The sequence below is a fragment of the Mycolicibacterium sp. CBM1 genome, from assembly GCF_054073305.1.
Map to the genome: position 1 here is coordinate 1 of NZ_JBSXPP010000040.1, position 11,964 is coordinate 11,964.

The following is an 11,964-nucleotide window of genomic DNA, read 5'->3' on the forward strand; positions in this document are numbered from 1 at the left end:
TGGTCGACGGCGGTGGCCGCACGATGACGATTCAGCAGTGGGACACCTTCCTCAACGGGGTGTTCCCGCTGGACCGCAACCGGCTGACTCGCGAGTGGTTCCACTCCGGCAAGGCCGTCTACAGCGTCGTCGGCCCGGGTGCCGACGAGTTCGCGGGCACGTTGGAGCTGGGCTACCAGGTCGGCTTCCCGTGGTCGCTGGGTGTGGGCATCAACTTCAGCTACACCACCCCCAACATCCTGCTCGACGACGCCGACATCTCCCCGACGGGCTTCAACCCGCTGGGCTCGGTCATCACCCCGAACCTGTTCCCGGGTGTGTCGATCAGCGCCGACCTGGGCAACGGCCCCGGCATCCAGGAAGTCGCCACCTTCTCCGTCGACGTCTCGGGCCCCAACGGCTCGGTGGCGGTGGCCAACGCCCACGGCACCGTTACCGGTGCGGCCGGCGGCGTGCTGCTGCGCCCGTTCGCCCGGCTGATCTCCAAGGCCGGCGACAGCGTCACCACCTACGGCGAACCCTGGAACATGAACTGACTCCCTAGGCACGTCAACAAAACGGCCCCCGGCGCAAGCCGGGGGCCGTTTTGTATGGTCAGTCGCGGTCGGCGCTCGTTGTTGTGGCGGTGTCCGGGCTGGGCCCGGTGCCGGGCCCGGTGACCTGCTTGGGTGTACCGCTGGCGTCGGCGAGTAGATCCCGGATCTCGGTGAGCAGACTCAGTTCGGTGTCCGTTGCCTGCTCGACCTCACCGCGCTTGCGAAACCGGTTGTAGGGCGCAACGACCAGGAAGTACACCACGGCCGCCACGAGGGCGAAATTGATCGCGGCGGAGATCAGCACGTTCAGGTCGATGGTCTGGCCCCCGCCGATGCCGATGCGCAGGATTCCGTACTCGGTGTTCTTGCCGGCCCCGATGCGGTTGATCAGGGGCTCGATGATGCTGGCGGTGAACTTGGTGACCAGCCCCGTGAACGCGGTACCGATGACCACCGCGACCGACAGGTCGACGATGTTGCCGCGGGAGAGAAACTCCTTGAAGCCCTTCAACACGATGTTGCCCCTTCCTGATGGCCGTCCTGGCGCGAGGTCTCGAAGATTAGTACGGGCGAGCGGACCCGCCGAGTGACTGCTAGCTTGGCCGCAGAACGTCACCGGAAGGGGATGCGCATGGTGATCAGGTCCCGCCCCGCCGTCGTCGCGGCCGCTGCGACGGTGTTCTTCGCCGGGTTGGGTGCCGCCGTCGGCACCGCAGCCGCCGCCCCGAGCCCCACCCCGTCACCCGCCCCAGTGACGGGCTCCTCGCCCGACGAGATCGCCGATATGGTGATGGCTGCCATCGAGCAGTCGCCCGCCGCCACCACGCCCCCGGTACCACCTCCGCCGCCGGGCTAGTCAGTGGATCGTCAGCGTGACGGTCTGCACCAGCGTCGCGCCAGCGAGCGCATTGGCGGCCGCGGCAGGCAGAGCGACCAGCACCACCCGGTCATCGCCCCGGCCCGCGCCCTTGCGTTCGGCCGACACCAACACCACGACGGCATTGGCGGCGAGCACCCGCGGCTGGGCATCGGTGTCGGCGGAGATCGCGCCGAGCACGTCTACGACGTCACCGGGACGGATGAGGTCAAGAACTGCTGGGTCCGCCAGGTGCAGCGGCACCACCCGTGCGTCGGGGCCCGCGCTGAGCTGCGCCAGTCGCGAACCCAGCACCCGGACATCGGTGAGCACTTCACCGCGCCGTGCCGGCCCGGCCAGTGTGGCACCGGCAACGGCCTCGGGTGACCGCTGAGCGCCATCGGGAAGGCTTGCTGCGGTAAGTGTTTCGAGCCTGATATCCGACGCGGTCAGCGCGGTTCCGGGGCTGAGGTCGCGTGCCGCGACCACCACGTCGGCGCGGTCGTCGGCGGGGTCGGGCCGTAGCGCGGCGACACCGGCAAGGACGACGAGGCCGCCGGCGGCGATCCGTCGCGCTAGCACCGTACGGGTGAAGTCGGGACGCAGCCAGCGCCTAATCCGTCCTGGCAGAGTGGGATTGAGCGCGTTGCTCATGCGGCCACGGTAATCGGTCGGCCGCTGCCGGGGTGCCGGCGCGAACAGGAGCTGTGGATAACCGCGATGTCGGGATTGCGGCGCGAGTCGACACGGCCGGCGAAGCGCTTGAAATAAACGAACGAAATCCTTAACGGGCGGGGTTTTTTGTTGTTCCGGCATTCGTCGATGCGGTTGGCTGTAATTTCTGAACACGGTTGGATGTCCGGCCCCGAGCTGCATGTGAGAAGGAGTCGCAGCCAGTGAACGCTGACGAGGTTTTGGCGCGGGACCTCCAGGCTGCGCTGGCCACCGATTGGATCGAACCCTTCTTCCAGCCGATCGTGTCCCTGGGCGACGGCTACGTTTTGGGGCTGGAAGTCCTTGCCCGCTGGCATGACCCGGTGCACGGTTCGATTAGCCCAGACCGCTTTATCCCGGTTGCCGACGATTTCGGCCTGCTGGATGCACTGCTCGACAAGCTGATGCGCAGCGCGTTCGTGTCCGCGCAGGAGTGGCCGCACAGCATCTTCCTCGGATTCAACGTCTCGCCCTCGCAGTTGCGCGACCCCGAACTGGCGACCCGGATCGCCCGCGCGGCAAGGGATGCGTCATTCCCGTTGAGCCGCGTGCACATTGAGGTCACGGAGTCGGCGTTCATCGAAGATCTGACCCAGCCGCGGCGCACCCTCGAGCGACTGATGAACCTCGGTTGCATGATCGCCATGGACGACTTCGGCACCGGCTATTCGAGCCTCACCTGGCTCAGCACCTTGCCGTTCTCGAAGATCAAGGTCGACGCCAGTTTCGTCACGGCGATGGCCGAGCGTCGACAGAGCCGCAAGATCGTCGCCGCGGTGGTCGGGCTCGGCCACAGTCTCGGACTGGCCGTCGTAGCGGAGGGAGTCGAGACGGCCACTCAGGCCGAGCTGCTCAAGGGGATGGGATGCAAGCTGGCACAGGGTTACCTGTTCGGTCGGCCCACGGCGGCATGCGACGTCGCGCAATTGTTGTCGGTCAACGCATCCGAGTCCAGTGACACCGAAGTTGCGATCCCGATGTCAGCCGAACTACGAGCGCATCGCCTGTCGGAGGCTTGCGACTCCGACGCCGCGATCGCGTTCATCGACCCGGCGGGCACCGTGGTCGCGTCCAGCACGGCGTTCGACGCGGCCATACACCTACGCCGCGGCGATGCGACCGGATGCCACATCTGGGAACTCATCGGATTGACCCCCGAGGCGTTCGCCGAGATCCGCGCGACGGATCTGCTCGGGCAGCCGTTCGCCGTGTTCGACGAGCCGACCCTCAACAGCGCAGTGGCACGACTGGTGATCCGCCCAGTGCGGGACTGGAGCGGCGAACTGCTCGGCTACTCGATCGAACTCGGCGACACCGCTGAGGCTGCCACGGTATCGGACTGAAAGCGCCGCTACCTCAGCTCGACGCGGCCGCGGCCGGGGCTGCGCTACTCGAACTCGACGAGCTGTCGCTCGAACTCGAGGACTTCTCCGAACTCGAGGACTTCTCCGAGCTCGACGACGAGGAGTCCGCCTTGACGGTGCTCGTGGTGGATTCGCGGCTGTCGGTGCGGTAGAAACCGCTGCCCTTGAACACCACGCCCACCGAGTTGAATAGCTTGCGCAGGCGCCCGGAGCACTCGGGGCACGTGGTCAGCGCGTCATCACTGAATGCTTGCACCGCATCGAAGCGGTTGTCGCATTCGGTGCAGGCGTAGCTGTAGGTCGGCACATGAACCTCCGGAAACGATACTAAGTCTGTTAGCACTCTATCGTGCCAAGTGCTAGAACCGCCATGTGGTGCGTATCATTCCTGCCACGCCGTGACAGTGGGGGTCGCGGGCGGAATAAGCCGCAAAAGGGATTCGAGGGGGGCTGCTCGGGTGCATGGTAGGGCAGTGGCCTCACAACGCGTCGGCCAGTGCGATCAGCCCGTGTCCGGGCGTCAGGGCATGGGTCATCCGCACGTCGTGGGCTTCGCGCGGCAACTCGTCGAGAAGCTCGGCGTCCCGCACCACGGCGACCAGTCTGGTGCCGGGTCTGCACAGCGGCAGCGATCGGTCGTAGAACCCGCCGCCGCGCCCCAACCGCACCCCGTGCCGGTCGACCGCGAGCGCGGGCACCAGCACCACGTCGGCTTGCGCCAGCGCCGAACTGTCCAGCCAGGGCTCGGCCGGCTCGAGCAGACCGAACCGGCCGGCGACCAGCGCGCCCGGTATGTAGTCGCCCCACAGCAGGGCCTGTGCCCGGCCGTCAGTGCCGGTGTGCACCACCGGCAGGAGCACTCGTGCGCACAACTCCCGCAACCGGTCCACCATCGCCGGCGAGCCCGGCTCGGTGCCAACCGGCAGGTAGGCGGCCACGGTATCGGCGGCGGTCACCACAGCGCCGAGGTGGGCGCACAATGCCCGCGCGTCGGCTGCGCGGACCGCGGCGGGCAGTTCCCGGCGCGCGGCCACCAGTGCTTCCCTGCGTTGAGCTTTCGTCCGGGCGGACACGCCGTCCACCATGTCAGCGCGCATCCCGTTGCGCCAGAGCGAAGGACCACCATGTTGTCGATAAGGTGTGAACGATGAGGGCACTGGTACCGATCCCGCGCACCGCGATCGTGCCTGCCGCCGGGTTGGGCACTCGATTCCTGCCCGCGACCAAGACCGTTCCCAAGGAACTGCTGCCGGTGGTCGACACCCCGGGTATCGAACTGGTCGCCGAGGAGGCCGCCGAGGCCGGCGCCGAACGGCTGGTGATCGTCACCTCCGAGGGCAAGGACAGCGTGGTCGCGCATTTCGTGGAGGACCTGGTGCTCGAGGGCACGCTGGAGGCCCGCGGCAAGAAGGCGATGCTGGAGAAGGTGCGCCGAGCCCCGGCCCTGATCAAGGTCGAGTCAGTGGTGCAGCATGAACCGCTGGGCTTGGGCCATGCGGTCGGGTGCGTGGAGCCGGTGTTGTCCCCAGACGAGGATGCGGTGTCGGTGCTGCTGCCCGACGACCTGGTGTTGCCCACCGGTGTACTGGAGACGATGGCCAAGGTGCGGGCCAAGCGCGGCGGCACGGTGTTGTGTGCGATCGAGGTGACACCCGAGGAGGTCAGTTCCTACGGGGTGTTCGATGTCGAGACGGTGCCCGACGCGGCGAACCCGAACGTGCTCAAGGTCAAGGGGATGGTGGAGAAGCCCAAGGCCGAGGATGCGCCGTCGCTGTTCGCGGCCGCTGGGCGTTACCTGCTGGACCGGGCGATTTTCGACGCGCTGCGTCGGGTCGACCGCGGGGTCGGCGGCGAGATTCAGCTCACTGACGCCATCGAGTTGCTGATCAAAGAAGGCCATCCGGTGCATGTCGTGGTGCATCGTGGCTCTCGACACGACTTGGGAAATCCCGGCGGCTACCTGAAGGCTGCGGTTGACTTTGCGTTGGATCGTGACGACTATGGCCCGGACTTGCGGCGATGGTTGGTAGCGCGTCTAGGCCTGGCGGAACAGACCGAAAAGTAGGAGCTGCGGCGGGCCCGCGCGATCGGGGCTCGAGGCAGAAAGGCGCGCGGTGCGTTCGGTAGAGGAACAGCAGGCCAGAGTGGCGGCTGCCGCTGTGGCGCCACGACCCGTCCGGGTGCCGATCGCCGAGGCCCAGGGCCTGATGTGCGCCGAAGAAGTGATCACCGAGCATCCGCTGCCGGGCTTCGACCAGGCGGCCATCGACGGCTATGCCGTGCGCAGCGTCGACGTCCAGGGCGTGGGCGACGGCGATGAATCGGGTGGCGACATCAGCCTGCCGGTCATGGGCGTCATCGAAGCCGGTGCCCGCACGCCCAGCCGGCTGCAGCCCAAACAAGCAGCGCGCGTGCAGACCGGCGCGCCGATGCCCACCCTGGCCGACGCGGTGCTGCCGCTGCGCTGGACCGACGGCGGCCAGGCCCGGGTGCGGGTGCTGCGCGGTGTCCGCTCGGGTGCCTATGTGCGCCACGCCGGCGACGACGTGCAGCCCGGTGACGTGGCGGTACGGGCCGGCGCGATCATCGGCGCCGCCCAGGTGGGACTGCTGGCCGCGGTCGGCCGGGAGCGGGTGCTGGTCCACCCGCGTCCGAGGCTGACGGTGATGAGCGTCGGCGGCGAACTGGTGGACATCTCCCGCACGCCGGGCAACGGCCAGGTCTATGACGTCAACTCGTATGCGATTGCCGCGGCGGCTCGGGATGCCGGTGCCGAGGTCAACCGGGTCGGCATCGTCAGCACCGATCCCAAGGAACTGCGCGAGGTGGTCGAGGGCCAGCTCAACCGCGCCGAGCTGGTGGTGATCGCTGGGGCGGTCGGCGGTGCGGCCGCCGAAAGCGTGCGCACGGTGCTCTCACAGCTGGGGGAGATGGAAGTCGCGCGGATCGCCATGCATCCGGGCTCGGTCCAGGGGTTCGGCCAGCTCGGCCGCGACGGCGTGCCGACGTTCCTGCTACCGGCCAATCCGGTCAGTGCGCTGGTGGTGTTCGAGGTGATGGTCCGTCCGCTGATCCGGCTCTCGTTGGGTAAGCGGCAGCCGATGCGGCGTGTCGTGCAGGCGCGCGCGTTGTCGCCGATCTCCTCAGTGTCGGGGCGTAAGGGGTTCCTGCGCGGGCAGCTCATGCGCGACCAGGACACCGGCGAGTATCTGGTCCAGGCGCTGGGCGGAGCACCCGGTGCGTCGTCGCATTTGCTGGCCACCCTGGCCGAGGCGAACTGTCTTGTGGTGGTGCCCAGCGACGTCGACGAGGTCCGCACCGGCGAGGTCGTGGACGTCGCGTTCCTGGCTCAGCGCGGCTGACCCCGGGCCCGGCACCGTGAACCTGTGGCGTAGCAGTTCCCTGCATCCCGGGTGGCCCACCGTGGTCGGCCCGTTGCGGGTTGGCGCCGGCGTGATCAGGTTGCGTCCGGTGCGGATGCGCGACGCCGGACCGTGGAGCCGGATCCGGCTGGCCGATCGCCGTCACCTCGAGCCGTGGGAGCCGACAGCTGAGGTGGATTGGGCTGTGCGCCACGCTGTTTCGTCCTGGCCCGCGGTGTGTTCCGGGCTGCGGTCCGAGGCGCGCAAGGGCCGGATGCTGCCCTACGTGATCGAGCTGGACGGGCAGTTCTGTGGGCAGCTGACGATCGGCAATGTGACCCACGGGGCACTGCGTTCGGCGTGGATCGGTTACTGGGTGTCCAGTGCGGTGACTTGTGGGGGGGTGGCGACCGGGGCGTTGGCGCTGGGGCTGGACCACTGTTTCGGTGCGGTCACCCTGCACCGGGTGGAGGCTACGGTGCGCCCGGAGAACGCGGCCAGCAGAGCGGTGCTGGCAAAGGCCGGGTTTCGCGACGAGGGCCTTCTCAAGCGCTACCTCGACGTCGACGGGGCGTGGCGCGATCACCTGCTCGTGGCGATGACCGTGGAGGAACTCGAGGGCTCGGTTGCTGGTCGGCTAGTGGCGCGCGGACTGGCGGAGTGGACCTGAATTTCCGCGCCGCCTGTTACTGATGTGACATTTGGGGCTGTTGGTGCTTGTCAAGGGCAAATTACACGTGTGTAATTGACTTCGGCGCGCCGTCTCAGGTTGCCGAGGTCACGGACCTAGCCTGGACGGGAAAGGAGCAGGCCACCATGCCAAGCATCCCCCAGTCATTGCTCTGGATTTCGCTCGTGGTGCTTTGGTTGTTCGTGTTGGTCCCGATGCTCATCAGCAAGCGTGAGAACGTCCGTCGCACCAGCGACGTCGCGCTGGCCACTCGGGTGCTCAACGGCGGCGCAGCCAAATCCCGCCGGTTCCGGCGCAGTGCGCCCGCGGCCGGTCACCGGCACGACCCGCACTGGCAGCCGGACGAGGACGAATTCGACGATGTCGACAGCGATGACGAGGCCGCGCCGGTGCGCAGCCGGTCGGTGGTCGTCGTGGCCGCGGTCGCCGAACAAACCGAACCGGACTATCTCGACGTCGATGTGGTCGACGAAGACTCCGGCGCACTTCCCGTCGGCGGCGCGGCCCGCGCGGCCCAGACTCAGCCGACACTGTTCGACGAGACGGTCGAACCGGCTGCGGAGCCTGCGGTCGAGGAATCGCCCGTCGCGGAATCCCCGGCCGAAGCGGAGGAGGAGACGATCGCCGAAGGCGACGCCACCGACCAGTTTCAGGCCATCGCCGACGACACCCCCCAAGACGGCACCGCCGACGAGTACGAGTACGTCGACGACACCTCCGGCCTGGAAGCCGAGGACGAGCCCGCCACCACGGCCGCGCCGCGCGCGAGCCGGCCGCGGCGGACCGAGTCTGCGACGGCGGTGGCGGTCAGCGCGCGCAAGTACCGCTTCCGCAAGCGGGTGCTGATGGCGATGGCCGCGATCATGGTGCTCACCGCCGTGCTGTCGTTCACCGTCAGCCCGGACTTGTGGTGGGCCTGCGGCACGGCCGCCGCGGTGACGGTGCTGTACCTGGCCTATCTGCGCCGCCAGACCCGCATCGAGGAGCAGGTGCGCCGGCGCCGTCAGCAGCGCATGGCGCGGTCGCGTCTCGGGGTGGAGAACACCGAGGACCGCGAGTACGACGTGGTGCCGGCGCGGTTGCGCCGGCCTGGTGCCGCCGTGCTCGACATCGACGACGAGGACCCGATCTTCGAGCATCTCGACGAGGTGGCCTTCGCCCGGCACTTCGACCTGCCGCGCGCGGCGGGGCAGTAGGCCGCCGGTTTCGGTCCGGCGGCCGGTGGCTGGTAACCTACTGGCGACCAAGGGGCTATAGCGCAGTTGGTAGCGCGTCTCGTTCGCATCGAGAAGGTCAGGGGTTCGATTCCCCTTAGCTCCACAGAGTTTGAGCAGTTCAGAGCCTGTCTATTTAGTTGCGTCGGTGTCTGCGTAACATCTCGCGTAACATCGGGGTTGTGGCAAGCATCCACGCCCAAAAGAATCGCACCGGGAACACCTACCGGGTGTTGTGGCGTCAGGACGGTCGCCAGCGGTCGTTGACCTTCGAGAATCTCCCTGCTGCGGAGCGTTTCAAGATACTGCTGGACGATCACGGACCCGACGAGGCACTACGCATCGTCGAGCTCGACGAGATCGGACGTCACGTCCCCAGCGTCACTGACTGGCTGAAATCCCACATCGACAATCTCACCGGTGTTCAACCAGCCACGCAGGCACGGTATCGGACCTATGTGGAACGGGACATCGGCCCGGTGCTGGGGGCCATGCCGATCACCGCGGTCACGGAGGCGACGATCGCGCGGTGGGTCAACCAGCTCGACGGGAGTGGTAAGACGATCGCCAACAAGCACGGGTTCCTGTCCGGGGCGTTTAAGGCTGCGGTGCGAGCCGGGGTGGTGGCCGCCAACCCGTGCGAAGGTCGTCGCCTGCCGCACACCCGGGTCGAGGAGACGGTCTTCCTCACTCCCGAGGAATTCAAGCTGCTGCGTGATCACATCGAGCGCGACCGCTGGAAGAGGCTGGCGACCTGGCTGGTGACCACGGGGATGCGATTCTCCGAGGCAACCGCCTTGTCCGCTGCCGACGTTGACGCGGAGGCGAAGACATGCCGAGTAAATAAGGCGTGGAAGTACTCCGGGAATTATCGGCCGGAAATTGGCCCTCCGAAGACGAAGAAGTCGATCCGAACGATCAGTCTGCCGGCCGCAGCCCTTGAAGTGATTGACATGTCCGTGCCCGGCTTCCTGTTCACCAATGGCGCAGGTAACCCAGTTCGTGCGCAGGAGTTCTTCAATCTGGGGTGGAAGCCCGGCCGCGACAGCGCGATGAAGGCTGGACTGACGAAGTCGCCTCGCGTGCACGACCTTCGGCACACATGTGCGTCCTGGATGATCCAGGCTGGCGTGCCACTGCCGGTTATCCAGCAGCATCTTGGACATGAGTCGATCCAGACGACGATCGGCGTCTACGGGCACCTGGATCGGCGCAGCGCGCAGGCCGCGGCTGATGCCATCGGGTCCGCGCTGGGCTGACACCGACGAAATGTGTTTTCGCGCTATCTCATTCGTTGTGATTGATGTGGGCGGTTATGCTCCGCGCTGGGATTGCAGTCGTCGGGCGTATCTGCTGTGACGAGAGAGCCCCGATGGCGAGGGGGGATCGGCCGGGCGGGCAGTGATGCACATCGATTCGATGGCCGCTTCGATTTGTGGTTCTGTCATGGCCCACCGGCCTGCGCGCTTCATTCCCGAGAAGCTGCGGTCTCGGAGCCTGGCGCGAAGGTAGGACTCGGAGACTCCAAGGATGCGGGCCGCGTCGGCGAGGTCGTAGATGGTGGGGATCATCGCGTGTCCCTGTTGATTCTCACTGTCAGCTCAGCCATGGGAGTTCTCCTGTGAATAAAGAACACTTGCAGATCAGTTCGTGATCCGTCTAGTGGGCATCGTCGCTGTCTCGGTGTTGCGACATATCCGAAGACTAAGGCCTTGATATCTGTACAGCGACGCCCCTACGAAGTTTCCCGAGAAAAGGTGGCCTCTTGTCCTAATCGGCTCGTGCTTCGTCAATAATCACGAATTTTCCTGGATGCTATGAATTTTCAGGATTCATGTCCCTTGGCCTACGCCAATGAAGAGTTGCAGATGGAGAGCCTCGCCGATCGACCATCTTGGGGCCCAGCTAACTGCTGTCGACAGCGGCTACCTTGCACACATGCAGCATGTCACCTGTGCATCCTCCGAAATTGAACCCAGAGTCTGGAGACCCTCCCCGGAGCAAGTCGAGGCGGCAAGAAAACGCGCAGCTCTAGCCACAGAGATCGTGGTCTGCCTTGCTCGGCTTCGGATTTCAATCACGAACTCGGCTGAATATGAAAGGCGCCATGGAGGTTTCGACCGCGAGTGCGAGCTCCGTGAAACTTGGACGCACTTCGAGGCGTGTTGGCACGGGCTTGGCGTGGACGCCGAAAACGCCCACGCGCGCTGGGATCGCCTCCGACAGCTGGCCACCATCGCCGCGAACGCGTACCCCCCGTTTCGGTAGCAAGTCCGCGACTAGGGCGTGTCTAACAAATGTGGCAGCCAGAGGGTGATGGCTCGTAGAACGGCGCCGCCGCGGTAGACGAGGGCGAGTTTGTCATAGCGGGTGGCCAGTCCGCGCCATTGCTTAGTGGTGTTGAAGCCACGCTCAATCACGTTGCGGCTCTTGTAGTCCGCGGCGTCGAAAGCCGGCGGTCGTCCGCCGCGTGAACCTCTACGTTCGCGGTGGGCGATCTGATCGGAGGGTTGGGGAATCACCGCGGTGATCCCACGCCGGCGCAGCTCAGCACGAATAGCCCGGCTGGAATAGGCCTTATCGGCGCGCACGCGACTCGGCCGGGTGCGGGGTCGCCCCCGGCCAGGCCGATCCACACGCAGATGGGCCAGCAAATGCTCAAAAACGGGGGCGTCGTTGGCCTGACCCGGCGAGACCAGCACCACCAGCGGCCGTCCGCCACCATCGACAAGGTGATGAATCTTGCTGGTCAAGCCACCCCGAGAACGGCCAATCCCGTGGTCAGGCGGCTCGATGCCCGGATTCGTGTAATTCGACCCAGCCCCCTGTGTCACGCGTGACGTTCGTGGCATGTTGATGCGCACGAGCGATCGTGGAATCCACCGCCACCGCCCAATCGATGACCCCCGCCTGCTCAGCAGTAGCCAGCAACCGAGCCAACACCGCATCCCAGGTGCCATCAGCACTCATCCGCCGATGCCAACACCAGATCGTCTGCCACGGCCCGAACACCTCGGGCACATCACGCCAGGCAATCCCACACCGGTACCGGTAGATGATCCCCTCCACCATTTGGCGGGCATCCCGAAAAGGCCTGCCCTTCTTACCCGTACGCACCGGCAACAGCCCGGCGATCAACTCCCACTGCGAATCGGAAAGCAACTGGAAACGGGACATGCCCTAAGCCTCAAGCACAAAACCCGAAACATTTGTTAGACACGCCCTAG

Annotated in this window: 13 protein-coding genes and 1 tRNA gene; 9 read left to right on the forward strand and 5 right to left on the reverse strand. The window is 66.4% G+C overall.

From position 1 onward, the window contains the following. The coding region (locus ACXDF8_RS26635; RefSeq protein ID WP_457226242.1) for a porin MspA at window positions 1-536 on the forward strand (536 nt) is incomplete at its 5' end. 58 nt (window positions 537-594) lie between these two features. Here ACXDF8_RS26635 and mscL read toward each other — a convergent pair. Then, on the reverse strand, window positions 595-1,050 hold the full coding sequence (mscL, locus tag ACXDF8_RS26640; RefSeq protein ID WP_457226243.1) for a large-conductance mechanosensitive channel protein MscL: 456 nt from the start codon (window positions 1,048-1,050) through the stop codon (window positions 595-597). 117 nt (window positions 1,051-1,167) lie between these two features. Here mscL and ACXDF8_RS26645 point away from each other — a divergent pair, with 117 nt between their 5' ends. Further along, window positions 1,168-1,392: a hypothetical protein gene (locus tag ACXDF8_RS26645; RefSeq protein WP_457226244.1), complete on the forward strand. Its 225-nt coding sequence runs from the start codon at window positions 1,168-1,170 to the stop codon at window positions 1,390-1,392. Here ACXDF8_RS26645 and ACXDF8_RS26650 read toward each other — a convergent pair whose 3' ends face one another. Then, the gene (locus ACXDF8_RS26650; RefSeq protein WP_457226245.1) at window positions 1,393-2,046 is read right to left on the reverse strand and encodes an SAF domain-containing protein; all 654 of its coding nucleotides are present in this window, start codon (window positions 2,044-2,046) and stop codon (window positions 1,393-1,395) included. 242 nt (window positions 2,047-2,288) lie between these two features. Between ACXDF8_RS26650 and ACXDF8_RS26655 the strand changes: the two genes are divergently transcribed. Next, window positions 2,289-3,449, forward strand: coding sequence for a sensor domain-containing phosphodiesterase (locus ACXDF8_RS26655; protein ID WP_457226246.1), 1,161 nt, complete (start codon window positions 2,289-2,291; stop codon window positions 3,447-3,449). 13 nt (window positions 3,450-3,462) lie between these two features. Here ACXDF8_RS26655 and ACXDF8_RS26660 read toward each other — a convergent pair whose 3' ends face one another. Both ACXDF8_RS26660 and ACXDF8_RS26665 read right to left on the reverse strand, forming a co-directional pair. Then, a complete protein-coding gene (locus tag ACXDF8_RS26660) occupies window positions 3,463-3,777 on the reverse strand; it encodes an FmdB family zinc ribbon protein (RefSeq protein ID WP_457226247.1) in 315 nt (104 codons plus the stop codon). A gap of 172 nt (window positions 3,778-3,949) precedes the next feature. Next, window positions 3,950-4,555, reverse strand: a complete 606-nt coding sequence (locus tag ACXDF8_RS26665) for a 5-formyltetrahydrofolate cyclo-ligase (protein WP_457226253.1) — start codon at window positions 4,553-4,555, stop codon at window positions 3,950-3,952. Between the two features lie 62 nt (window positions 4,556-4,617). Here ACXDF8_RS26665 and ACXDF8_RS26670 point away from each other — a divergent pair, with 62 nt between their 5' ends. The 6 genes from ACXDF8_RS26670 (at window position 4,618) to ACXDF8_RS26695 (ending at window position 9,996) form a co-directional block, all read left to right on the forward strand. Then, window positions 4,618-5,535: a UTP--glucose-1-phosphate uridylyltransferase gene (locus ACXDF8_RS26670; protein WP_457226248.1), complete on the forward strand. Its 918-nt coding sequence runs from the start codon at window positions 4,618-4,620 to the stop codon at window positions 5,533-5,535. 49 nt (window positions 5,536-5,584) lie between these two features. Beyond that, entirely contained in the window at window positions 5,585-6,832 is a 1,248-nt protein-coding gene (gene glp, locus ACXDF8_RS26675) for a molybdotransferase-like divisome protein Glp (protein WP_457226249.1), read from the forward strand. A 16-nt stretch (window positions 6,833-6,848) separates the two neighbouring features. Further along, window positions 6,849-7,502: a GNAT family N-acetyltransferase gene (locus ACXDF8_RS26680; protein ID WP_457226250.1), complete on the forward strand. Its 654-nt coding sequence runs from the start codon at window positions 6,849-6,851 to the stop codon at window positions 7,500-7,502. 146 nt (window positions 7,503-7,648) lie between these two features. Beyond that, window positions 7,649-8,719: a divisome protein SepX/GlpR gene (gene sepX / locus ACXDF8_RS26685; RefSeq protein ID WP_457226251.1), complete on the forward strand. Its 1,071-nt coding sequence runs from the start codon at window positions 7,649-7,651 to the stop codon at window positions 8,717-8,719. A gap of 51 nt (window positions 8,720-8,770) precedes the next feature. Next, window positions 8,771-8,843, forward strand: a tRNA-Ala gene (locus ACXDF8_RS26690). A gap of 157 nt (window positions 8,844-9,000) precedes the next feature. Continuing rightward, complete coding sequence (locus ACXDF8_RS26695) at window positions 9,001-9,996, forward strand: tyrosine-type recombinase/integrase (RefSeq protein WP_457226252.1); 996 nt, start codon at window positions 9,001-9,003, stop codon at window positions 9,994-9,996. Between the two features lie 1,020 nt (window positions 9,997-11,016). Here ACXDF8_RS26695 and ACXDF8_RS26700 read toward each other — a convergent pair. Beyond that, window positions 11,017-11,914, reverse strand: a protein-coding gene (locus tag ACXDF8_RS26700) for an IS5 family transposase (protein ID WP_457225575.1) whose coding sequence is annotated in 2 segments (ribosomal slippage) — window positions 11,017-11,575 and window positions 11,574-11,914 — 900 coding nt in all. Because the reading frame shifts where the segments join, the coding sequence is not laid out codon by codon here. Window positions 11,915-11,964: the final 50 nt, after the last annotated feature.

What these genes read in the sequence shown, in the direction of transcription:
- ACXDF8_RS26645 (WP_457226244.1), top strand. Translation starts at nt 1,168, where the DNA reads ATGGTGATCAGGTCCCGCCCCGCCGTCGTCGCGGCCGCTGCGACGGTG.
- ACXDF8_RS26650 (WP_457226245.1), bottom strand. Translation starts at nt 2,046, where the DNA reads ATGAGCAACGCGCTCAATCCCACTCTGCCAGGACGGATTAGGCGCTGG.
- ACXDF8_RS26665 (WP_457226253.1), bottom strand. Translation starts at nt 4,555, where the DNA reads ATGGTGGACGGCGTGTCCGCCCGGACGAAAGCTCAACGCAGGGAAGCA.
- ACXDF8_RS26670 (WP_457226248.1), top strand. Translation starts at nt 4,618, where the DNA reads ATGAGGGCACTGGTACCGATCCCGCGCACCGCGATCGTGCCTGCCGCC.
- sepX (WP_457226251.1), top strand. Translation starts at nt 7,649, where the DNA reads ATGCCAAGCATCCCCCAGTCATTGCTCTGGATTTCGCTCGTGGTGCTT.